The sequence below is a fragment of the Spirosoma sp. 48-14 genome (assembly GCF_001898575.1).
Classification (GTDB): Bacteria; Bacteroidota; Bacteroidia; order Cytophagales; family Spirosomataceae; genus Spirosoma.
The window spans coordinates 133864-156410 of sequence record NZ_MKUD01000009.1; the positions used below are offsets into that span (position 1 = coordinate 133864).

The window sequence follows — 22547 nt, forward strand, 5'->3', positions numbered from 1 at the left end:
TTATCAAAACCTTGTCCTTGCTTCTGCCTTTAGGTCTGAATCACGCCCACCGAGAACGATTTTGTGATTGGGGCATGATTGGCGGCTGCGATGCCTTCCGAAAGAAGTTGACGGGTTTGTAATGGATCAATAACGGCATCGACCCAAAGCCGGGCGGCTGCATAGTAGGGCGAGAGTTGAGCGTTGTACTGATCCGTAATTTTGGTCAGTTGGGCCTGTTCTTCCTCAGGGGTCATGGGTTGCCCCTTGGCTTTCTGAGCCGCTACCTGAATCTGTAGCAAGGTTTTGGCTGCCGAAGCGCCACTCATAACGGCCATCTGCGCGGTAGGCCAGGCCAGCATCAGCCGGGGGTCGTAGGCTTTACCACACATCGCATAATTACCCGCTCCATAGCTATTACCGACCACAACCGTAAACTTCGGGACGACCGAATTAGCCATAGCACTCACCATTTTGGCCCCGTCTTTAATAATTCCCCCCTGTTCGGCCCGGCTACCCACCATAAATCCCGACACATCTTGTAGAAACACCAGTGGGATTCGTTTCTGATTGCAGTTCATAATGAACCGGGCGGCTTTATCGGCGGCATCACCATAGATAACCCCGCCCATCTGCATCTCGCCCGCCTGGCCTGTCCGACCTTTGGCCTTTACCACCTTCCGCTGATTCGCCACAATACCAACTGCCCATCCATCGATACGCGCATAACCACACAGCAGCGACTGGCCGTAGCCAGGTTTATACGCATCGAAAGCGGAGTTATCCACAAGCCTATCCACAATTTCCTGCATATCGTAGGGCTTAACCCGGTCAACGGGCAGAATCTGGTAAATCTCTTCCGGATTTTTAGCGGGAGCAGCGGGCTCAACGCGATCAAACCCAGCTGATTCGTGATGCCCCAGTTTATTGAACATTCGCTTAATGGCATCCAGGCAGCTTTTATCATCAGGATACTTATTATCGACCACGCCCGAAATGTCCGTCTGCGTAGTAGCCCCACCGAGGGTTTCGGCATCGACATCTTCCCCTATCGAGGCTTTAACCAGATAAGGTCCCGCCAGAAAAATAGAACCTGTCCCTTCTACAATCAGGGATTCATCGGACATGATGGGCAGATAGGCACCACCCGCTACACAACTACCCATGATAGCCGCCACCTGAAAAATGCCCATAGCCGACAGGTGCGCATTATTCCGGAAAGTCCGACCAAAGTGTTCCTTATCCGCAAACACCTCATTTTGTAAGGGTAAGTACACCCCCGCACTATCGACCAGGTAAATGATCGGAAGCCTGTTTTCCATCGCGATTTCCTGTGCCCGAAGGTTTTTTTTAGCCGTAATCGGAAACCAGGCACCTGCTTTTACAGTCGCATCGTTGGCAACAATAACGCACTGACGACCCGACACGTACCCTATACCAACTACCACTCCTCCCGATGGACATCCGCCATGCTCAGCATACATCCCATCGCCGGTAAATAGCCCGATTTCAACAAATGGTCTGTCTGAATCAGTCAGGTAGACGATGCGCTCGCGGGCTGTTAGTTTTCCTTTCTGGTGCTGGTCTTCTATTTTCTTCAGACCGCCCCCCAACTGGGTTTGAGCGGTGCGTTGGGCGAGTTCGTCAAGGAGGGCTTGCATAAACGTTTATCGGGATTGTTGCTGGGCAAACATCGGGATTCTCTCGCGAATAACGTAGCATTGGGCACTTCTCATTGCATATCGACGCAAGTGCCTATGGCAGAAACGATGAAAAGCCAACATGACAGTCCAACTAATGTAGCAGACAGACTTGATCAGGTTGGAAGTAGTCGTTGTAAGCGATCTCGATCTTTACGAAGTAGGATAAGACTATTTTGGGGAAAGACATTTAAACGGATTTAGCCGTAACCAGCCCTACTGTCCGGGCATATACGTTCGCCAACGAAATCGTCAGCTTAATCGTTTGGATGGAGAATTCGCCAGATGGGTCGGTAGATTGTTCGGCCAGTGTCCATTGCCCAAGGTCATTTTTACGCCAGGCCTCCACAGCTACCTGTTGTGAGTCGATAAGAATATACTCCTGAAACGTGGGTATGCTCCGATAACGTAGAAACTTCCGTCCTCGGTCATAATCTTCGGTTCCTTCCGACATCACCTCAAGCAATACAACTGGATTCAACAGGTTGTCAAATCCATCTGGCAAGAGTTCAGGCTCTCCGCATACAATGACGATATCAGGATACGCATACAGACCTGTTGCCGGGAGGTGGACACGCATATCCGACGAAAATGACTGGCAGGAAGCTTTTTCAAGAAAGGCTCCTATACTAATCGATAAATTTTCGTTAATACGATTGTGATTGAAGGTTGCGCCAGCCATGGGGATACGTTCGCCGTTGAAAAACTCGCTTTTCTCAAGTGCCTGCCGTTCATGGGTCAGGTACTCTTCCTGGCTGATTATTCGTTTTTCGGCTACTACCATATTCTGACGAGTTTTAGCTTCCTAAGATACAGGTTTATCTACCTAAAATCAACCCGTATTTCTGGCGCGTTTACTTCTTCGTCGAATCGGCTGGCGTCACGCTGGTGCTGGTCACTGGCGCCGTATACGGTTGCTCTTTCTTACCAAACAGAGAGAACTGAACATACCGTTTAGGATGCTCACGTAGGTCGGTCAGGAGTTTTTCCAGACTAGCAGCCGTAGCGTTCACGTTCCGATAGAGCTGTTCATCTGAGGTGAGTTTACCCAATGAACCCCGTCCGTTGTTGACATCGGCCAGAATCTTCTGCAGGTTATCAACCGTTTTATTAACTGTCAGCAGCGTTTGTTTCAATTGTAAACCCTGAAGTGAATCGGCAAAGGTATCGGCTTTAGCCAGAATGGGCTTGAGTTGTTTTTCTGTTTCCACAAGCGAGGCCGACAAATGGCTTACATTAGCCAGCGTAGCTTTTAAACCAGCCCGGTTTTCGGCAATGGTAAGGTCGAGCGTTTTTACACCGGCGTTCGCACTTTGGAGAGTCTGTTTGAGCATAGACCCCGTCTGGTCGAACTGAGCGACTACCCGATTAAGCTGAAAAGTCAGCGAATCAACATTGTTCAGAACGGGCAGCGTTTTTTCCCGAATCAATGCCGACAAACCTGATTCTTTTGTAGCTACCAGCATACCCCCATCTTCCAGCGTAGCCCCTTTCGGGTCAATACTCAGCTTAATCAGCTTCCCCCCCAGCAATCCATCATCGTCCAGAACCGCTTTGGAGCCCTGCGTAACCCGAATTGTTTTATTTAGCTCCAGCGTTACCAGCAGTTTGTTACCCTGGTTCTGCAGAATCTCGATGCTCTTTACCCGGCCTACCGACAAGCCATTGATTCGAACTGGGTTTGAGGGCACCAGCCCATCGATATTATCATAAACGACCTGATACTTATTCGTTGAGGAAAAGAAATCAGAGCCTTTCAAAAAGCGAAATCCATAGTAGAACATCAGCAGCGACACAACGGCCAACAATCCTACCTTTACTTCCTGTGAAATTTTCATGTGTTGCGTGAAGGTGAACAACCCAGTTATGGGCAGTCCTAACCAGACTGGTTGGAGGTATAACCAACTTTTAGGGGTGTTTGTCCCACAGTCGGGCGAATTTAGTGAAGCTTCAGACTAAGTTGCTGCGAGAATTGATTGAACGTAAGGCTACTCTTTAGCGACGTCACTCACCCGCTTCAATTTCTTCTTTATACCGGGCAAAGGCTTTATAAATCGCGTCGGCCATCTCTTCCTGCCCTTCTTCCGAACGCAGGTAATCTTCTTCGTCATGATTGGTCAGGTAGCCGCTCTCGATCAGAACGCTGGGCATGGTTGTTTTCCAGAGCACAATAAATCCGGCCTGTTTAACGCCATTACTCTTTCGATTGGCATTAAAATGAAAGCTTTTCTCCAACTTTTCGGCAAAATTGATGCTGCTGGCAATAAAGGCATGCTGGTAATTGGCCAGCATGATCGTAGCCAGCGGTGAGTTTGGATCAAAGCCTTTGTAGGTCTGCTGATAGTTCTTTTCCTGTAAGATAACCGCATTTTCCCGCCGGGCCACATCGAGGTTGCTTTGGGTACGGTGTAATCCAAGCGTGTACGTTTCAGTACCGTATACCCGATTACTCGACGGGCTGGCATTGCAGTGTATCGAGATGAATAAATCGGCCCGGTTGCGGTTGGCAATAGCTCCGCGCTCCAACAATTCGACGAAATGGTCCGAAGTTCGCGTATAAATGACCCGTACGTTTGGGTGCTTCTCCTTAATTTTGCGACCCAGTAAGAGAACCAGATCCAGGTTAATTGTTTTCTCTTTGGCATAGCGGCCATGGGTACCAGGATCTTTACCACCATGACCAGCATCCAGAACGATGGTTCGAAGCTGATTAGGGGCATCATTCTCCTGCGTGGCTTCCTTATCCTGCGAACCTGCCTGTTGTACAGACTCCTGGGTGAGGTCGAAGGGTAACGAATCTGGGCTGGTCATCGCCAGTAAGGGTACGATGGCGAAGACCAAAGTTGTCATTATTCCGGGAGCGGGAAGGCTCATGGGTTTAATAATTTTTAACAGCCAAAAACGTTTCAAAGCGATAGTAGGATAACTGTTCGTGGATACCTTTGTAAACCATAGACTTAACGGTCTAGTGGCAAATATAATTTTTTTAATAAACCTGAAAAACAGAGACTTTATTTTGCGGCCCCTGCATAAACGACCGATATGGATACAGATGATCGTCTGTCTGTTCTGGCTACTCTGGGCGTTTACGGCGCTGGGGCAACAAAAAACGCTGCCTCAACTACCCGCCAAAGGTGGTATTCCCCCAGCAACGGTACCTGCTCAGCGGGTGCCCAACAAGACCACCCCAGGTGTTGTGTCGCCCAATACCGTTCGGCCACAATCTACAACGAGCAATAGCGCTGATTCATTGCGAGTTACGGCAAACGACACCGCCAAAGTTGATACCACAAAAGGCACCGATGATTTTAAAACTACGGTCAAATACCAAGCCAAAGATTCAACTATTTATGCTGCCGATGGCCAAACCGTTGAATTATTTGGGGATGCCAGCGTCATATACGGAGAGATTTCTCTGAAAGCTGATTACATCCGTCTTAACTATCTGACCAATGAGGTGTATGCCCGAGGGCGCTACGACTCAACAACAAAAAAAACGATTGGACGGCCTATTTTTCAGGATGGCGAAGGCAAATACGACACCAAAGAAATCCGATACAACTTCAAATCCCAAAAAGGCCGAATTCAGGGTGTAGTAACTCAACAGGGTGAAGGCAATATTCGGGGAACGACGGTCAAAAAAGATGCTGAAGATAACCTCTACATTGGTAAAGCGATCTATACGACCTGTAACCTGGCGATTCCGCACTTTCATATCAACGCCAGTAAACTCAAGGTTATTCATAACAAGCAGGTAGTGGCTGGGCCTTTCAATCTGGTTATCAATCAGATTCCATTGCCCATTGGATTGCCCTTTGGCTTTTTTCCGTTTCCAAAACGAAAAGAGATCGGCGTTTCGGGGCTTATTGTGCCTCAATACGGCGAAGAACCCAACGGGCGTGGGTTCTACCTGCGCGATGGCGGCTATTACTGGGCTGTCAGCGAAAACCTGGGTTTGCAATTCAAAGGACAGATTTATTCACGCGGAAGCTGGGGGTTGGGCGTATCGTCGGCCTACAATAAACGGTATCGATTCAGTGGCAGTGTGAATCTACAATTCAATCGCAACCGCTCCGGCGACCGGGTCGATACCACCCAAAGCCCACGCAACGACTTCTCCTTTACCTGGTCGCACTCGCCGGTACCACGCGGCCGGGGAAGTTTTTCCGCCAATGTCAACGTTAGTAGTAACAGCTACAACCAGTTTAACTCCTATAATACGCAATCGTATATCTCCAACGTAGCAGGTTCGTCGGTTCAGTACAGCCGCAGCTTTGGGCAATACGTACGGGCAGGAGCCAACATCCGTGTAAACCAGCAGTTCGGACAGGTAAACCAGCAAACGGGCGTTCGGGAAAACGGGAAAACTGATGCATCGTCCAGTTTCAACTTTGGTGTGAATCAGATCGCTCCCTTCGCCTTGAAGGGTGGGTCGGGCCGCTGGTACGAAAGTTTCCGGGTCGGTTTGGATGTAAGTGGATCGATTGGCGTAAGCAATACCATTCGTCGGCAGATCGATACAACAGGTTTGGGCTTCCCCGTTGTTACGAATCTAACCACGATCAGTACAGTACAGCGCATCCAGGATAGTATCACGAGGGCCAATAATCTTCGCTTAGGTATTGTTACGGCCGACCCTAACCTGATTGCTTTCAGCCTCCCCAACCTGGACCGGATCTGGCGAAATCGAACGCTACAGGCTCAGTATAGTATCCCCATTTCACTACCCAACGTAAAGCTATTGCGATACATCAACCTGACACCCGGTTTCTCGTTGCAGGGCAATATCTATAGCAAGAAATTAAAACTGGATCAGGGGTACAATGCCACTCATAATGATGTAAAAATTGATACTGTACCGGGCTTTTTCCCGTCCTACAACTTCTCTATCAATGCCAGTATGAACACGCGCTTCTACGGAACATTTTTTGTCCGTGGCAAACGTGTTGAGGCAATACGGCATACCGTAGCGCCTTCTATTTCGTTCAGTTATGTACCCGACTTTACCAACCCGAAGTATGGGCAGTTTTTCGTTCTGGAGGCTCGCGGAGCGCTGGCAAATTTGCCGCTTTACCGACGAACTATTTCGGTTTTCCGGGGTATCGATGGTGGAAGTACCAGTGCCTCCAGTACCGAGTCGGCCTTCATCAACTTCGGTATTGTGAACCAGTTGGAAATGAAAGTTCGTACACGTAGTGATTCGTCGGGGCAGGACTTTAAGAAGATTCCGATTTTCGATAATCTGAGTATCAACGGCAGCTACAACCTCCTGGCTCCCGATTACAAGCTATCGCCTATTGCCGTTAGTGCCAACACGCAGATCTTTAAAAACATCAGCTTCAACTTTTCATCGACTTTCGATCCGTACGCTTATCGAGCTTATGGTGGCACAGCCGCTTATTATTTTGCCACTACGACCAGTACCCTAACACCCCTCTCGTATTCGCCCTCGCTTCAGTCGTTACAGGAACCGTATGTTGATCAGCAATACACCCGCGTTCCGAACCTATACTCATTTCAGGCTGGGCAAGGACTATTACGGCTTACAAACTTACAAGCCTACGTGAGCGCCCGCTTTGCTCCAAAACAGGCAGAGAAACCCAAATCCAGCCCGAACGCATCGGAAGCAACTCTTAAAGCGATCAATAACAACCCAGAACTGTACGTCGACTTCAACATCCCCTGGTCGATGAACGTGAGTTATACCTTCGGTCTGACCAAGTTAACCCCGCAGCTTTCGCAGGTGGTCCAGGCGCTCACCTTAACCGGCGATCTGAGCCTGACACCGAAATGGAAAATTACCATCCAGACAGGGTATGACTTCCAGTTCCATAGCCCAACCCTGACCACTATCGGTATCAACCGTGATCTGCATTGCTGGGAAATGGCTTTCAACTGGACGCCCTATTCGGGTAATAACTTCCGATCGGGCAACTACTCATTCGACCTGCGGGCACGATCGTCCATCCTCCAGGAATTAAAGTTAAGCCGCCGTCGGAGCTTCTACGACAACGGAGGTTTCTATGGCCGTTAAGTCTTGAGCGGGCCTGTTGATTTTGTTTACAGGAAGCCAAAAATTGTTATCTTGCATCTGTAACTCTTTCTGACTGTTATACATGACCGACCGTGACAAACAACGCCTGAACGAATTAGAAGAAAAAACGGCTTATCTGCTTGCCCGGCAGGATGAACAGGAGACACGCATGAGCCAGCTCATAGCGCGCTTAACCTATATCGAAGCCCGCCAGTATCGGATTATGAAAGAACTGGGCATGGACCCCGATAAAATTGACTCGCCCCAGGCCGCTCTGGATGATGCCAAAACCATTAATCTGACCCGTATTCCCGAACAACGATTGAATTGATGATACTCGGTCCATTATACTAAACCGGATTAGTTCATTTCAACCATTACCGCATCCTGTAAACTATGTATACAAGGCACGGCGTTCTTTCGTTATAGTCCCGTATGAACTCTGCCCGCTTACGCACGCTTCTTTTAATTGCTGCCCTCATTGCCGTCAATGTTCTGTCGGCATTTGTATTTTTTCGGATTGATCTGACCCAGGAAAAACGGTTTACCTTATCGGAAGCCACGCAAAATCTGCTGGCTAATCTGCCCGATGATGTCCATATCGATGTATACCTCACGGGTGATTTACCACCGGGATTTAAGCGACTAGAAAATGCCGTTCGGGAAACACTGGATGGGTTTCAGGCAGAAGCCGCCAAAACGGTTACGTATCGGTTCATTAATCCAGATGACGTTACTGCCCCAGATGCCAGAAACAAACTCATTGATAAGCTCCAGCAAAAGGGCCTACTCCCCACGAATCTGTTTGATAATGAAGGTGGTAAACGAACCGAAAAGCTGATCTTTCCGGGTGCCATTGTTTCCTATAAAGGTCAGGAAGTAGCTGTTCAGCTCCTGAAAGGAAATAAAACGGCTTCACCGCAGGAGCAACTAAACCAATCGTATGAGGGCGTCGAATTTCAGCTGGCATCCGCCATTCGGAAGCTAAGCCAGACCAAAGAAAATCGAAAACGAGTTGGGCTGGTATTTGGGCATACACAGGTACCGCCCTCCCGCTTCTCAGACCTGCTGGCTTCTGTACAGGAAAATTACGATCTGTTTTTTGTCGATATGAATAAACCGGGACCGGTCGAGAATGTCGATCTGCTGTTGGTCACAAAGCCTGACAAAGCATTTTCGGACGACGAAATTTTCAAACTCGATCAGTTCGTGGTAAAGGGAGGCCGCGCCCTGTTTTTTGTCGATGGGCAGCGGGTCGATAGTGTTAGCAATCAAGGTACGTATGCACAGCCCCTTAGCCTCAATCTCGACGATTTGTTCTTCCGGTGGGGAATCCGAATGAATCGGGATGTCGTGAAAGATATGTACTGCGCCCCCGTTCCATTTGATGTGGGCAATATGGGCGATAAACCCAATATTCAGCTCGTGCCATGGCGGTTTTATCCCATGCTCAACAACTTCGGCACCTCCAACAATCCAATTGTTCGCAATCTGGATGCTGTACTCGGTCGGTTTGTTAGTACCGTTGACACGGTTCATTCGGCAGGTATTCAAAAAACCCCTTTATTGCTGACATCGGCTTATACGAAGCTGCTCAAAACCCCTGCTTTAATTTCATACAACGAAGCCCGTCAGCAACCCGATCCGGCTACTTACACCGATGGCCCCCAGATTGTAGGCTGCCTGCTCGAAGGTAATTTCCAGTCGTTGTATGCCAATCGGATTTTACCCGGCGATCCACGCGCTGCGGGTTTCAAGGCGGAAGGGGTAGCCTCGCGTGTCCTGGTTTGCTCGGATGGGGATTTAATCGTAAATGATGTCGATTACAAACGGCAGACACCCTATCCACTTGGCTTCGACCGATACACACGTACTACATTTGCCAACAAGGATTTCGCCCTGAATGCGATTGATTATCTAATTGATCCCAACGGGGTCATTGCCGCCCGCAACCGGGTTGTTACCCTTCGCCCGCTTGACAAAATCCAAGTCGATTCATCCCGAACTAGCTGGCAGGCCCTTAACCTGCTGGGGCCTTTAGTTCTTTTAAGTCTTGTAGGCGTTGTATGGCAGTTTATACGACGACGAAGCTATGGTCAATAATCAAAAAAAGCGCTCTATCACTTTAGAGCGCTTTTTGTATAAAGATGTATGACTCTGATTAGACCTGTGCTTCTGCAAGCGCTGGATAATCGATGAAGCCTTGCTCAAAGCCTTTAGGGCCGGGAGCAAAAAACGTTGACGCATCAAATTGAGCGAGCTCAGCTCCCGTTTTCAAACGTTCGACCAGGTCAGGATTGGCAATGAATGGACGCCCGAAAGCGATCAGATCAGCTTTACCACTTTCCAGGTCATCTTCGGCCCGCTCCGTATCATAATTACCACACAGAATCAGTGTTCCCTTGAAAGCCGCGCGAATAGCATCCACTGTTTCCTGCGGCACTGCTGGAGCGCCCTGAGATGAGTGATCTACCAGGTGTATGTACACGACACCCAGCGCCTGCAATTTATGAGCCAGGTAAACATATAGATCGTGCGTATCCTCAGCATGAGGCATTAGATCACCGGCAGCTCCGAAAGGCGATAATCGTACCCCTACTCGGTCGGCACCAATCGCTGCAATCGCTGCGGCCGCCACATCGAGAACAAACCGAGCCCGGTTTTCAACAGATCCTCCATATTCGTCGGTACGCTGGTTGCTACGGGCGCTCAGAAACTGTTCGATCAGATAGCCATTGGCACCATGCAGTTCGACCCCATCAAAGCCCGCTTTTACAGCATTCTTAGCGGCCTGTGCAAACTCCTGAATGGCCGACTGAACATCTTCACTGGTCATTTCACGCGGGGTTGCATTCGGCACCAGCCCTTCGGTATCCGTCCAGATACTACCAGCCGCAGCAATGGCCGAAGGGGCTACAACCTCAGCTCCTGAAGGCATATTAGCCGGATGTGAAATCCGCCCTGTATGCATCAGCTGGACAAAAATTCGGCTTCCTTTATCATGAACTGCCGTAGTTACTTTCTTCCAGCCTTCCACCTGCTCAGCACTGTAAATACCTGGTATTCGGGCGTACCCTAGCCCATTGGGCGAAGGAGCCGTTCCTTCGGTAATGATCAAGCCTGCCGTAGCTCGTTGTGCATAATATTCGGCGATCATATCATTTGGAATATTTCCCAACGCTCGGCTGCGGGTCATGGGAGCCATGACGACGTGATTCTGAAGGGTTAATGTACCAAGTTTAGTTTCTGAGAACAGTTTCTGTGCCATTGTCTGACTGCTTTTTAGTAATAAGATTAGAGTGGGTTTTATTGAATCCTCCTATCTCTAACACATCCATATATTCAAAAGTTTGGATGGATTGATTAAAATTTTTAGCCTAATCCATCCAGAAAAATCGTCAATTGCTGAATCGCATCTTTGTTTAAACGGAGATGTATATTACGACCATCTTTCGACGAGCTAACTAAGCCACTGTCAATCAACTGCTTAATGTGATGCGAAACGCAAGGCTGCGAAAGCCCTACCAATTCCATCACTTCGGCATTGGTCAACGTTTCTTTTTTAGCCAGCTCAACCAGAATTGACAACCGGGATTTGTCGGCCATAGCCCCCGTCGCCTTCTCAATAAATTTACAGTCCATGGCCATTTGTGAAATGTATGCAATCAATAATTCGTCTCTATAAAGTTAACAAAATTTACAGTGGTATCGTGCCAAAGGTCGCCCTCAAGCCTTACTGATCGGTCGTTCACCTGCTTAGCGAACTAGTCTGTTTCTACTCAACCGAGAATTTTAGCAGCCACTGCGTCACGGTGGCGTTGGTCAGGTTGAAAATAAGATTGGGGAATAAGCCTAACAGAAGTGCCAGGACCGCCAGCGGAATCAGCATTAATTTTTCACGAGCGGTTAAATCCGTCAGCACCGTTGTAGCCTCATGACGAGACCAGTATGGCCCAAAGAACATACGCTGTAATGTCCAAAGAAAATAAGCAGCCGCCAGCAAAACGCCCGTTGTAGCTACAACGGTAAGCCAGCCTGCCAGCCATCGGGACTGAAAACTTCCCATAAGCGTGAATAATTCACCCACAAAACCCGAGAATCCAGGTAGCCCTAACGACGCAAAGAAGGCGATGGCAGTCAGGGTTGTATAGCGTGGCATAGGCTTCATCAGGCCACGATAGGAATCGATTCGGCGGTCGTGGGTCCGATCATAAACTACACCCGCAATCAGGAATAGCATGGCCGATAATACCCCGTGGCTTACCATCTGATAAATGGCGCCATTAATCCCTTCGGCCGTTAGCGAGGCTATCCCCAGTAACACAAACCCCATGTGGGATACCGATGAGTAGGCAATCATTTTCTTGAGATCGGCCTGCGCCAGCGCGTTAAGACCGCCGTATACAATCGATAACACGCCCAGGCCAGCCAAAATCTGCGTATAATTGACCGCTCCATCGGGAAAGAAATCCCATGCGATTCGCAGGAAACCGTATCCGCCAATTTTGAGCAGAACGCCTGCCAGCACAACCGATACAGGTGTAGGAGCCTCTACGTGTGCCTCAGGCAACCAGGTATGTAGAGGAACAATGGGTAGCTTAATGGCAAACCCAATAAAAATTGCCCAGAACGCCAGTTGCCTTGCCGAAAAGCCCCAGACAATCAATTGAGAAGCCGGATTCAGTAGCGCATTAGGCAAGTAGTTGTTGCTATCTGACAGATAACGCATCGTAAACGTATGAACGATCTGGGCAGAATTCAACTGACCACTTTGCAACGCACTCTGAATGCTTCGCATAAGCTCATCCGTTACAGCCGAAGGGTCAGGAATCAGCCCCGCTGTAATGGCGGTACTCACCGGGTCCATGACCGACAGAGACAGCCCAATCATGACCAGCAAAATCAAGAGCGACCCAAACAGGGTGTACAGAAAAAATTTGATGGATGCATATTCCCGTCGTGGTCCACCCCATAGGCCAATCAGGAAATACATAGGCAGGAGCATGAACTCAAAAAACAGGAAAAAGAGGAAGAAATCCAGCGCGACAAAGCAGCCCATCACCGTGCCTGTCAGAAGCAAATACAAGGAATAGTAAGCTCTCAGCCGATGCGTCATTGTCCAGGATGCCCCAACGCCGATCAACATGACCACCGCTGATAGAATAACCAGCGGCAAGCTAATGCCATCGATTCCAAGCAGATAGTCGATTGACACAATACCCAGATTACCAAGCGGCAATGTAATCCAGTTAACCTGTTCTACCAGTTGGTAATCGTCGATGGCCTGATTGAACTCCCGATAAGCTACCACTGATAGCATTACTTCGGCCAGTGTAATCACAAAGGCAATCCAGCGAAATTGAATGACCTGACTCTCAGGAAGCAACGCTATAACCAGAGCACCAAGTAAGGGTAGAAAAATAAGTAACGAAAGAATCATAAGTTGTCAGGGACACATTCTCTATAGCCCCCACTAGTAAAGCAACCACCAAAGAACCAACACTAAACCAACTACAGTTACCGTAATATAGGATTGCACCCGGCCATTTTGCACAGATCGTGTCATTTGCCCTAATAAACTGGCTAACCAGGCTGCCCCGTTTACAATACCATCGATTACCAGCCGATCGAGTGTGCGCACAATATAAGCCAGTACTACCAGGGAAACACCCAGTTTATTCACCGCCCCATCGACCAAACGCCTATCGGCCCGGCTCAGAAGATTCGCCAGCTTTTGTGTTGGGTTTATTACCAGGTGCTGAAACAGGACATCTAAAAAACCATACTCAAGCGAGAGCCGGACAGCCAGTGTTTCCGTACGAGGATCTTTCATACGAAAGCCGGCCCATCCTCCCACTGCAATCAGCCCGATTGACACGGGTGCCAACCACCAAAAATGGCTTTCTGACGTTGCAGGCAGGACGCAGAAAAACCAGCTCCCATGTACCGAAAGTGGATTGATCGAAAACCAAAAACCAATCGACAAAACGGCCAATACCACCATGGGGCCACGCATCAGCCAGTCAGGTTCATGCGTTTGTTCTAATGAAATATGCCTGTTCCGGTAGTTCCCGAAGAAAACAAGTCGCCATTGCCTCGCCATATACAGCATGGTCAACCCTGACGATAAGAGCAATAGTATGGGGATTATACTGGCAAGCCCACTAGTCTGTTGATTCGCCCAATCGAATGCCCCGCCTAAAATGGCTTCTTTCGACAGAAAACCCGACAGAAATGGAACACCTGCCAACGCTGCTGCACAGAGTGTATAACTCCAAAAGGTTATAGGCAACGCTTGGCGTAGCCCACCCATATGCCGCATATCCTGCGTGTGAACAGCATGAATAACCGCACCTGCACTTAAAAAAAGCCCAGCTTTAAAAAAGGCATGGGTCAGTAAATGGAACATGGCCCCACTCACATTACCGGTTCCCATAGCCGCTACCATCAGCCCTAATTGTGAAACTGTCGAAAACGCCAGTACCTTCTTGATATCCGTCTGAAAGAGGGCCGAATACCCACCCCATACAGTCGTAATGGTTCCGATTAAGGCAACTACTACCAACGCATCGGGCGATAGCAACGGGTGAATCCGGGCAAGCAGAAAAATCCCGGCTGCTACCATCGTAGCGGCATGCAGCAAGGCCGATACAGGCGTAGGCCCTTCCATAGCATCGGGAAGCCAGGTCAGTAAGGGAAACTGAGCCGATTTCCCCATACAGCCCATAAACAGGCAAAGTCCCAACACCGTTGGTAATGTAACGCCCGCTCCGGCAGTATTGAATGCCGAAAAATCGAGCGTTCTGAAGAAGTAATACGTCAGAAAAATACCGATCAGAAATCCAGCATCGCCAACGCGGTTCATCAGAAAGGCTTTTTTCGCAGCCTTTGACGCAGCTGGCCGTTCGGCATAAAATCCGATGAGCAGGTAGGAAGCCAGCCCCACCAGCTCCCAGAAAGCATACATCACCAGCAGATTTCCGGCCAATACTATCCCCAGCATTGCGCCGACAAATAATTGTAGGTACGCGAAATAACGCCGGAGACGGGGTTCGTCATGGAGATAGGCAACCGAATAAATCTGTACCAGCAGCGCTACAAAGTGCACCAGAACAAGCATCAGAGCCGATAGTGAATCAAGCCTGAAGCTAGCCGAAAACAACGTACCCGACAGGTTCGCCCATGCCGCCTGAATCGTAAGTGGCTGATCCGGTACATGCAGGGCCAGAACGATGGATAAACCCAATCCTAAACCTGTTATCAGACTAGCTAACAACGCAGATACCCGACGACTTGCTACAGCCAACGCCAGAAACCCAACAAAAGGAAGGCCTAGTAGAACGGTAGTTAGTAACGATAATGACAAAGGTGTATGGACGGGCATCCGTATTCGGTCAGAATTGGCCGCAAATATCCCTATTATCCGGTGGGGATGCAAATAGCTTTTATCCCGTTTTCAACCAGCCCGTTATACTCAGCCGTTCGCGGGTGGCCGGAAGCACTTCATGCTCTAAGCGTCCACTTTCAAAGCAAACCAGTCGTCCGCCTAACGGACTAACCGTAATTTGGCGTTCGGATTGGCCCTCGGCTTCTGGCAGATAGATTGCCAGTTGCCCGCCATCGGTTTCCTGCCAATCGGAATTGAGGTAGCAAATGACGGATAATTTCCGGCGCGAGTCGCTGCGAAACTGATCCAGATGCCGTTTATAGAACGTACCTGGCGGATACACGGCATAATGAAACTCGTACTCTCGTAAGCCTAAATAACACGTCTGGTTTACATACGCTACAAACTCGTTGATTCGCTGTAAAAAGGCCGTTTCCTCAGGCGTAGCCGACGCTTCATCCAGCCAAAGTATTTCGTCGCCCCGGATCGTATGTTGAACCATTTTCTGCTGGTTACCAATACCAGCAGCCCGAAACTGGCCCGCTCCCCGGTGCTCACGCAAGCGACTGGCCAGGGCTGTAACTTCTTCGGGTGTTAGAAAATTATCGGCAATACCATACCCTTCGGACACAATACCATCGATAACTGATTCAAAAACTGTATTCATATGCCAGGACCTTTCCGGTTTCGAACCCTACCAGGTCTGTTACTGTTTCAGTTCGTTAAGTTCATCCAGTTGCGCCGTCCGGAAATGGCGATACACCTGCAACACAATGGCCAGCGCAACAGCCGATTCTGCGGCAGCCACAACCATCACAAATAGAGCCAGCATCTGCCCCTGTAATCGATCGGGGTCATATTGGCTAAAGGCTACCAGATTGATATTGACGGCATTCAACATCAACTCAATACCCATTAATACAACAATGGCGTGACGCTTAAGCAGCACAACCGCAAGCCCAATGCTGAACAAGGCGGCACCAACAATCAGAAACAGATGACTATCAACGGGCTGCATTTCGAAATGATTTAGCTAATGGCGATGCTAGGTAGGTTGCGCCTACCAGAGCGGCTAACAACAGTATTCCGACTATTTCAAACGGTAATACATATTCGGTCATGAGTTGTCGACCAATGGTATTTACGGTGCTCTGCCACCCAACCGGCTGATTTAATAAGGCAAAATTTGCCCTGGCCAGCAACGTAAATAGAGCCACAAACAAACTTCCGGCTACCAAGGCACTAATCACCCAACCTGTAGAACGATTCTGGGAGGCAATTCGATTAGGCTGCTGGTTACTGGCATCGGCAGCAGGATCGGTTTTATTCGTGAGCATCACCCCAAAAATCACCAGCACCAATACTCCCCCAACATAAATCATGAGTTGAGCTATTGCCAGAAAGTCGGCACTTGCCAGGACAAACAAACCTGCTACGCCCAATAGGGTCAGCAGCAAAAAAAACGCAGCATAGATTACATTGCGGGTAAACAGCACCGCCAGACCTCCCGAGAGACTAAGTGCGGCAAACATATAAAAAGCAACCTGAATCACTGAATTAGCTGGTTTTAATTAGTCGATTCGCCTTCGTCCGGCTTGGGTTTAGGCTTCATAGTTGGTCGGAAGGCCGGTTTGGGTTTGGCTGCTTCCTGAATGGCTCCTGTTAGTTCGGCTGGTTTGGCTTCATCGGAAGCCTCTGATTTTGCAGTCAGGTCTACCTGGCCACCAGCTTCTCCTTCCGGTGCTGGTTTTGGCTTCATCGTTGGCCGAAATCCAGGTTTCGGTTTTGCCGCTTCGGTGGGTTGTGCTGTGGGATCTGGATCAGGTGCTGGTTTAGCCGGATTGGCGGGCTTCATGGTTGGTCGAAAACCAGCAGGCTTCGGCTGAACAGGCTCCGACACATTGGCCTCCGACGCAGGTTTTTCTGGTTCAGCCGTCTTACCAACTGTCGGTTTCATGGTCGGTCGGAAACCGGGCGGTTTTGTACTTGGCTTTGGCGTCACCGCTTCGGAGTTTGCTGGTTCGATGGCATCAGGCTCAATCGATTTTGTCGCTTCGGCCTTTCCCGGCTTCATGGTTGGCCGGAACGCCGGTTTGGCAACAACGGGCTTGGTATCAACCAATTTCTCGCCAGCCGGTTTAGCTTCCCCAGTATCCTCGACAACTGACTTTATTGGCTTTTGCGTAGGTTTGAACACCGGACGTTTGGCCGTTTCCAACTCTTCCTGGGCAATCTGTTGCATTTCGTCCGGTTTGGCGTCCGTTAATGGATGCTCAATCGATGACCCTTCCGAATTAACCGGTTTATCGGTCGCAGGTGCAGCCGGTTTGGCTGTTGGCCTGAAAACAGGGCGTTTAGGAGCGGTAGCAGTCGGCGCAGTCGCTGATTCTGATGCAGGAGCAATGGCCGGTTTTGCCGTTTTCTGTGCCGCTTTCGCTTCCTCTTTTTCACGTAAGAACTGCTCATATAAGGAGCGTTTCTCATCGGCCTGTTCAGGCGTTAAGTTCGAGAAGTTATATGTAAGCTTGCCCAATTCGAACTCACTGTAATCGAACTTTTTGTCCATCGTCAGGCATTCGGTTGGGCAAACCACCGTGCAAAGGCCGCAATAGCAGCACTTAGCCATATCGATGTCGAATTTAGCAGCATACAACCGAATGGGAGAACCATCCGACGCCCGACCTACTTCTTCTGTGGCTTTGATGGCGTCGATCGTAATACAGTCGACAGGACAGACTTTCGCACATTTATCACAGACGATGCAATCTTCGATCTCATTCCGAAGTCGATACCGCCCATTATCGGGTATGGGTAACTGCTCATGCGGATATTGAAGTGTAACCAGCCCATTCTGAAGATCGAAATAGTTATCGCTGGCAATTCCTTCAGGGGTCCGGCGTTTTGTCGCTCGTCGAAGGTGCTTCAGTGTAAGACTCAAGCCTTTCAACGTAGTCCGAATCCCGGTCTGTATATCGTGGAAGTAAGACATTTTTAATGATTGAATGATTGAGTGATTGAATGACTGAATGGATCGTCCCCTTCAATTATTCAATCATTCAATCATTCAGCTATTCAATCAGTATAGTTTGGGAAATCGGTCGGGCTCGCACTCGCTCATTAGCTCGTAAGCCATCTCGATTACATCGTCAACATTTGGTTTTGAGAAATAGTCCCCATCGGAACCATAGGGTGGGCGATGCGCTTTAGCCGACAACGTTCGGGGTGGAGAGTCCAGGTATTGGTAAGCATTCTGCCCATCCACAACCTGCTGCATCATGTAAGCCGAAGCCCCACCGGGAACGTCTTCATCTGCAAAAATCACCCGGTTCGTTTTCTTGATCGACTCCAGAATAAGGTGATGCACATCAAAAGGAAGCAGGGTCTGCACATCAATTACTTCGACCTGAATCCCCATCTGTGCCAACTGGTTAGCCGCTTCCCAAACGATCCGACACATCGAGCCGTAAGTTACAATGGTCAGGTCGGTACCCGCACGAATAATATCAGGAACGCCTAGCGGAACGCAAAATTCGCTCAAATTGTCAGGCAGGATTTCTTTCAGACGGTACCCATTCAGGGATTCGATCATCAGCGCCGGATCGTCTCCTTTTATAAGCGTATTGTAAAAGCCAGCCGCCTGGGTCATATTGCGCGGGACCAGCACATGCAGTCCTCGCAGGCTACCCAGCATGGCCCCCATCGGTGAGCCCGAATGCCAGATACCCTCCAGTCGATGTCCCCTGGTACGGATAATCAACGGTGATTTCTGCCCCCCTTTAGTTCGATATAGCAACGTGGCTAAGTCGTCGGTGAGGGTAGCCAGGGTATAGTAGACATAATCGAAATACTGAATCTCGACAATAGGCCGTAGACCACGCATAGCCATACCTATCCCCTGCCCAATTATCGTCGTCTCGCGAATGCCGGTATCCGTAATACGAATCTCACCAAACTTCTCCTGAAGGCCCGCAAATCCCTGATTGACATCTCCAATTTTACCCACATCTTCGCCTAAAGCTACTACGCGTGGATCGCGGTCAAACAGGCTTTCGAAATAGTGTTGGAGAAGCTGGTAGCCATCCAGTATTGGGCTCTCATCAGAGAATTCGGCTTCTACACCTTTTACCAGCATCGGTGAATCGGGCGACTGGCTGTATAGATGTGAGTGAAACCGATCGTCGTTCTCAACATTGGTACGCGCCAGCCAGTCTTTCAACCGTTGCCGCCCGGCGCCAGAGTCAGCCCGTAACAAGCGTAATGCTTTCCGAACGGCACTCACCGCATCTCGCCGAATGGGCATATCGGTTTTCCGAAGCTCCTCACGAATAGCCATCAACTCAGCCGATTTCGGGTTATGTCGGGCAGCTTGCTGAATCAAGTCGACGGCTTCATCAAAATCACCTTTCAAAGACGCCTGATACGCATTCCAGGCCTCTGTACGCGCTTTTTTCGTTACTTTTTTAGCTTCGTCTTCTATCTGCTCGAGTTCCTCATTGGTCGCATAACCATTTTCCAGAATCCATTGCCGGAATGTTCGATTGCAATCATATTCAGCTTCCCAGGCTAAGCGTTCTTTCGACTTATACCGTTCATGCGACCCCGATGTTGAATGTCCCTGCGGTTGGGTCAATTCCTGAACGTGTACCAATACCGGCACGTGTTCGATCCGGCAAATGTGAGCAGCCTGCTGATAGGTTTCGAGCAGCCCGACGTAATCCCAGCCTTTTACGGTAAAGATTTCAATGCCTTTGTCGTGCGCATCCCGCTGCAAACCAGCCATGGCTTTCGAAATACTCGCCTTGGTCGTTTGATACTCAACGGGAACCGAAATACCATACCCATCATCCCAAACGGACATAAGCAAAGGCACCTGCAATACACCAGCAGCATTCATGGTCTCCCAAAACATGCCTTGTGAAGTTGATGCATCGCCTATGGTAGAAAATACAATTTCGTTCCCATTATGGGAAAACTTCGTCAGATCGCTCAGGGCAGGATTATTCCGGAATAATTTTGAGGCATACGCTAGCCCTAGCGAACGAGGAACTTGACCAGCGGTGGGGGCAATATCACAAACCGAGTTGTACATCTCTGTCTGGTTACGCCAAAGCCCCTGTTCATCGAGCCAGCGAGTGGCAAAATGCCCATTCATCGAACGGCCAGCGGTATTCGGATCTGCTTCCAGGTCAGTATGTGCATAGAGCTGCGCAAAAAATTCCGTCCATCGCAGTTCACCCAGAGCCGCTACAAACGTTTGGTCGCGATAATAACCGGACCGAAAGTCCCCCTTTGCAAATGCGTGGGCGGCTGCTAGTTGTGCCAGTTCTTTACCATCGCCAAAAATGCCAAATTTAGCCCGACCTCCCATTACATCGCGCCGCCCCAGTAAACTTGCCTGCCGACTTTCGCAGGCAAGCCGGTAGTCCAATAGGATTTTTTCGCGACTTAAAATATCAGTTGAGCGGAGTTGTTCGTTTGCTATCACAACAGAGCTACGGATTAAAATCGTCTACCTTTCAATTTATCGATGAAGTGGATGGCTTTCAATAGCCCATTTACTTAACAAAAGTAAAAGTAAGTCAAAACAAGACAGCTTTCAAAAAAACGATTTTTTGAGTTTCTTTGTTAACCGAACAACAACCTGCAAGGATTGGCAAAATGTTTGCTATGATTGAGGTTGTGAGGGTAAATATCTTAACAACCAAATCATAATTCCGTTTAGTCCAATGAAAAAGATTTTTTCACTTTTCGTAGCTTTGTTTGTGTTTGTTGCAGTTAGCTATGCACAGAAAGGCGTTCTGAAATTTGCGAAAGAAACGCATGATTTCGGCAAAGTTGAGCAAGGCAAACCAGTAACCTACGTATTTGAATTCAAAAACACAGGCGCAGATCCAGTTGTCATCAGCGATGCGCAGGCATCTTGTGGCTGCACAAAGCCAAGCTGGACTCGTGAACCAGTTATGCCGGGCAAAACGGGAACAGTATCTGCAACGTTCAACGCAGCAGCTATGGGACCGTTCAATAAATCGGTAACGGTAACCAGCAACGCTGAAGCCGGTCAAACAGTTTTGTATCTCAAGGGCGAGGTCGTGACACAGAAAGAGGCAGAGACCGCAGCTACGCCAGCGGCTACAGCGCCTAAGAAGAAAACTTCACGCTAATCTACTGAAGGGTTAATAGTGTGGTTAAGAAAGGCATCTGGTAGTTTACCGGATGCCTTTTTTTTATGTTTAGTCTTTCACCATCCTGTCCTGTAACCAATCGGCCTGTTGCCCGTCCACTCCTCCAATAGTTGTTCTCTATCAGTCAATTACCCGCTATATTTGGCCCGTCTACCGACTTATAGCCAACCATGACTCCGCCCCATCGCTGATTTGTCCGGCACCTTGTCATTTCTGCCTTATCCGTTCTTAACCATCATTTAACCATGCTGTTCGAGTCCGAACGGCTCGTTTACTATACACCATGTTTTTCATTATGCTAGGCTTTCTGGTCTTCATTGCCGGATTTGCCATCAATACCCCTGCGCTTACTATTTCGCGCTTTTCAAGGCCCGCCAAGGTGGTTGGGCTTATTTTACTTGTGCTGGGTGCGCTGACTGCCAGCATTCGGCAAATCGATGCTGGACAGGTTGGCGTTATTTCGCTGTTTGGCAACGTAAGTGACCGTGTCCTGAATGCTGGACTTAATTTTGTGAACCCTCTGGCTGCTGTGTCTGAATTTGATATAAAAACCCAAAACTACACGATGTCGGCCTCGCACGATGAAGGGCAAAAACAAGGGGACGATGCCATTCGGGTTCTTACGGCCGATGGTCTGGAGGTAATTATTGACCTGACCGTTCTCTATCGGGTTGTCCCTGATGATGCTCCAAAAATCTACCGCCAGATTGGGGAAGATTACACGGATAAAATCGTTCGGCCAATCACCCGTACGCGTATCCGGGACAATGCCGTGTATTACGATGCTGTTGCCCTTTACTCCACCCGTCGTGACGAATTTCAAGGACGGATTTATAAAACCATTGAAGCCGATTTTAAAAAGCGTGGTCTTCTACTGGAGCAATTATTGATCCGCAACATTGACTTGCCTGCTTCGGTCAAGAAAACCATCGAGTCGAAGATCAATGCCGAGCAGGATGCCCAGAAAATGCAGTTTGTTCTGCAAAAGGAGCGTCAGGAAGCCGAACGAAAACGAGTTGAAGCGCAGGGCATTGCCGATTATCAGAAAATCCTGGCCACGGGACTGACCGACAAGCAGTTGCAATATGAGCAGATCAAAGCCCAGCGAGAGCTTGCGGCCTCACCGAACGCCAAAATCGTGATTATGGGCAGCCGAGGGAATGTACCCCTAATCCTAAATGACTAGTAACAGGGTAAGACGTTTGGTAGTTGAAATGACTAGTATATAACGGTCTCATCTATATAACGGTCTCATCAAACACCAA

At 49.0% G+C, this 22547-nt stretch carries 18 protein-coding genes; 5 read left to right on the plus strand and 13 right to left on the minus strand.

Annotation, left to right across the window (positions count from 1 at the left end; all coding sequences use genetic code 11):
- Positions 1-29: 29 nt before the first annotated feature.
- The 4 genes from BGO59_RS07280 to BGO59_RS07295 form a co-directional block, all read right to left on the minus strand.
- The gene (locus BGO59_RS07280) at positions 30-1640 is read right to left on the minus strand and encodes an acyl-CoA carboxylase subunit beta (protein ID WP_293682702.1); all 1611 of its coding nucleotides are present in this window, start codon (positions 1638-1640) and stop codon (positions 30-32) included.
- Between the two features lie 229 nt (positions 1641-1869).
- Positions 1870-2463: a Uma2 family endonuclease gene (locus BGO59_RS07285; RefSeq protein WP_293682704.1), complete on the minus strand. Its 594-nt coding sequence runs from the start codon at positions 2461-2463 to the stop codon at positions 1870-1872.
- 70 nt (positions 2464-2533) lie between these two features.
- The gene (locus tag BGO59_RS07290) at positions 2534-3517 is read right to left on the minus strand and encodes an MlaD family protein (protein ID WP_293682706.1); all 984 of its coding nucleotides are present in this window, start codon (positions 3515-3517) and stop codon (positions 2534-2536) included.
- A gap of 166 nt (positions 3518-3683) precedes the next feature.
- Positions 3684-4529, minus strand: a complete 846-nt coding sequence (locus BGO59_RS07295) for an N-acetylmuramoyl-L-alanine amidase (RefSeq protein WP_293683135.1) — start codon at positions 4527-4529, stop codon at positions 3684-3686.
- 202 nt (positions 4530-4731) lie between these two features.
- Between BGO59_RS07295 and BGO59_RS07300 the strand changes: the two genes are divergently transcribed.
- The 3 genes from BGO59_RS07300 (at position 4732) to gldG (ending at position 9816) form a co-directional block, all read left to right on the plus strand.
- Positions 4732-7713 carry a putative LPS assembly protein LptD gene (locus tag BGO59_RS07300; protein ID WP_293683137.1) on the plus strand — a complete coding sequence of 994 codons (2982 nt, stop codon included), beginning with the start codon at positions 4732-4734 and terminating at the stop codon, positions 7711-7713.
- Positions 7714-7795: 82 nt separating this feature from the next.
- Complete coding sequence (locus BGO59_RS07305; RefSeq protein ID WP_080059025.1) at positions 7796-8044, plus strand: hypothetical protein; 249 nt, start codon at positions 7796-7798, stop codon at positions 8042-8044.
- Positions 8045-8148: 104 nt separating this feature from the next.
- Positions 8149-9816 carry a gliding motility-associated ABC transporter substrate-binding protein GldG gene (gene gldG / locus BGO59_RS07310; protein WP_293682709.1) on the plus strand — a complete coding sequence of 556 codons (1668 nt, stop codon included), beginning with the start codon at positions 8149-8151 and terminating at the stop codon, positions 9814-9816.
- Between the two features lie 58 nt (positions 9817-9874).
- Here gldG and BGO59_RS07315 read toward each other — a convergent pair whose 3' ends face one another.
- The 9 genes from BGO59_RS07315 to BGO59_RS07355 all read right to left on the minus strand — a co-directional run bounded on the left by BGO59_RS07315 (position 9875) and on the right by BGO59_RS07355 (position 20585).
- Positions 9875-10981: an alkene reductase gene (locus tag BGO59_RS07315; protein WP_293682711.1), complete on the minus strand. Its 1107-nt coding sequence runs from the start codon at positions 10979-10981 to the stop codon at positions 9875-9877.
- A 104-nt stretch (positions 10982-11085) separates the two neighbouring features.
- Positions 11086-11355 (minus strand): metalloregulator ArsR/SmtB family transcription factor, encoded by a 270-nt coding sequence (locus tag BGO59_RS07320; protein ID WP_365981651.1) that lies wholly within the window; start codon positions 11353-11355, stop codon positions 11086-11088.
- A gap of 133 nt (positions 11356-11488) precedes the next feature.
- A complete protein-coding gene (locus tag BGO59_RS07325; protein ID WP_293682715.1) occupies positions 11489-13153 on the minus strand; it encodes a NuoM family protein in 1665 nt (554 codons plus the stop codon).
- Positions 13154-13186: 33 nt separating this feature from the next.
- Positions 13187-15097, minus strand: a complete 1911-nt coding sequence (locus BGO59_RS07330) for an NADH-quinone oxidoreductase subunit L (protein WP_293682717.1) — start codon at positions 15095-15097, stop codon at positions 13187-13189.
- A 61-nt stretch (positions 15098-15158) separates the two neighbouring features.
- Positions 15159-15767 (minus strand): 2OG-Fe(II) oxygenase, encoded by a 609-nt coding sequence (locus tag BGO59_RS07335; protein ID WP_293682719.1) that lies wholly within the window; start codon positions 15765-15767, stop codon positions 15159-15161.
- A gap of 39 nt (positions 15768-15806) precedes the next feature.
- Positions 15807-16118, minus strand: coding sequence for an NADH-quinone oxidoreductase subunit NuoK (gene nuoK, locus BGO59_RS07340; protein WP_020596990.1), 312 nt, complete (start codon positions 16116-16118; stop codon positions 15807-15809).
- A complete protein-coding gene (locus tag BGO59_RS07345; protein WP_293682722.1) occupies positions 16105-16653 on the minus strand; it encodes an NADH-quinone oxidoreductase subunit J in 549 nt (182 codons plus the stop codon). The genes nuoK and BGO59_RS07345 overlap by 14 nt, the downstream gene beginning before the upstream one ends.
- A gap of 14 nt (positions 16654-16667) precedes the next feature.
- Positions 16668-18089 carry a 4Fe-4S dicluster domain-containing protein gene (locus BGO59_RS07350; RefSeq protein WP_293682724.1) on the minus strand — a complete coding sequence of 474 codons (1422 nt, stop codon included), beginning with the start codon at positions 18087-18089 and terminating at the stop codon, positions 16668-16670.
- A gap of 87 nt (positions 18090-18176) precedes the next feature.
- Positions 18177-20585: a thiamine pyrophosphate-dependent enzyme gene (locus BGO59_RS07355; RefSeq protein WP_293682726.1), complete on the minus strand. Its 2409-nt coding sequence runs from the start codon at positions 20583-20585 to the stop codon at positions 18177-18179.
- A gap of 241 nt (positions 20586-20826) precedes the next feature.
- Between BGO59_RS07355 and BGO59_RS07360 the strand changes: the two genes are divergently transcribed.
- Both BGO59_RS07360 and BGO59_RS07365 read left to right on the plus strand, forming a co-directional pair.
- Positions 20827-21261: a DUF1573 domain-containing protein gene (locus BGO59_RS07360; protein WP_293682728.1), complete on the plus strand. Its 435-nt coding sequence runs from the start codon at positions 20827-20829 to the stop codon at positions 21259-21261.
- A gap of 304 nt (positions 21262-21565) precedes the next feature.
- Positions 21566-22468 (plus strand): prohibitin family protein, encoded by a 903-nt coding sequence (locus BGO59_RS07365; RefSeq protein WP_293682730.1) that lies wholly within the window; start codon positions 21566-21568, stop codon positions 22466-22468.
- Positions 22469-22547 lie beyond the last annotated feature (79 nt).

What these genes read in the sequence shown, in the direction of transcription:
- BGO59_RS07280 (WP_293682702.1), bottom strand. Translation starts at nt 1,640, where the DNA reads ATGCAAGCCCTCCTTGACGAACTCGCCCAACGCACCGCTCAAACCCAG.
- BGO59_RS07285 (WP_293682704.1), bottom strand. Translation starts at nt 2,463, where the DNA reads ATGGTAGTAGCCGAAAAACGAATAATCAGCCAGGAAGAGTACCTGACC.
- BGO59_RS07290 (WP_293682706.1), bottom strand. Translation starts at nt 3,517, where the DNA reads ATGAAAATTTCACAGGAAGTAAAGGTAGGATTGTTGGCCGTTGTGTCG.
- BGO59_RS07295 (WP_293683135.1), bottom strand. Translation starts at nt 4,529, where the DNA reads ATGACAACTTTGGTCTTCGCCATCGTACCCTTACTGGCGATGACCAGC.
- BGO59_RS07300 (WP_293683137.1), top strand. Translation starts at nt 4,732, where the DNA reads ATGATCGTCTGTCTGTTCTGGCTACTCTGGGCGTTTACGGCGCTGGGG.
- BGO59_RS07305 (WP_080059025.1), top strand. Translation starts at nt 7,796, where the DNA reads ATGACCGACCGTGACAAACAACGCCTGAACGAATTAGAAGAAAAAACG.
- gldG (WP_293682709.1), top strand. Translation starts at nt 8,149, where the DNA reads ATGAACTCTGCCCGCTTACGCACGCTTCTTTTAATTGCTGCCCTCATT.
- BGO59_RS07315 (WP_293682711.1), bottom strand. Translation starts at nt 10,981, where the DNA reads ATGGCACAGAAACTGTTCTCAGAAACTAAACTTGGTACATTAACCCTT.
- BGO59_RS07320 (WP_365981651.1), bottom strand. Translation starts at nt 11,355, where the DNA reads ATGGACTGTAAATTTATTGAGAAGGCGACGGGGGCTATGGCCGACAAA.
- BGO59_RS07325 (WP_293682715.1), bottom strand. Translation starts at nt 13,153, where the DNA reads ATGATTCTTTCGTTACTTATTTTTCTACCCTTACTTGGTGCTCTGGTT.
- BGO59_RS07330 (WP_293682717.1), bottom strand. Translation starts at nt 15,097, where the DNA reads ATGCCCGTCCATACACCTTTGTCATTATCGTTACTAACTACCGTTCTA.
- BGO59_RS07335 (WP_293682719.1), bottom strand. Translation starts at nt 15,767, where the DNA reads ATGAATACAGTTTTTGAATCAGTTATCGATGGTATTGTGTCCGAAGGG.
- nuoK (WP_020596990.1), bottom strand. Translation starts at nt 16,118, where the DNA reads ATGCAGCCCGTTGATAGTCATCTGTTTCTGATTGTTGGTGCCGCCTTG.
- BGO59_RS07350 (WP_293682724.1), bottom strand. Translation starts at nt 18,089, where the DNA reads ATGTCTTACTTCCACGATATACAGACCGGGATTCGGACTACGTTGAAA.
- BGO59_RS07360 (WP_293682728.1), top strand. Translation starts at nt 20,827, where the DNA reads ATGAAAAAGATTTTTTCACTTTTCGTAGCTTTGTTTGTGTTTGTTGCA.
- BGO59_RS07365 (WP_293682730.1), top strand. Translation starts at nt 21,566, where the DNA reads ATGTTTTTCATTATGCTAGGCTTTCTGGTCTTCATTGCCGGATTTGCC.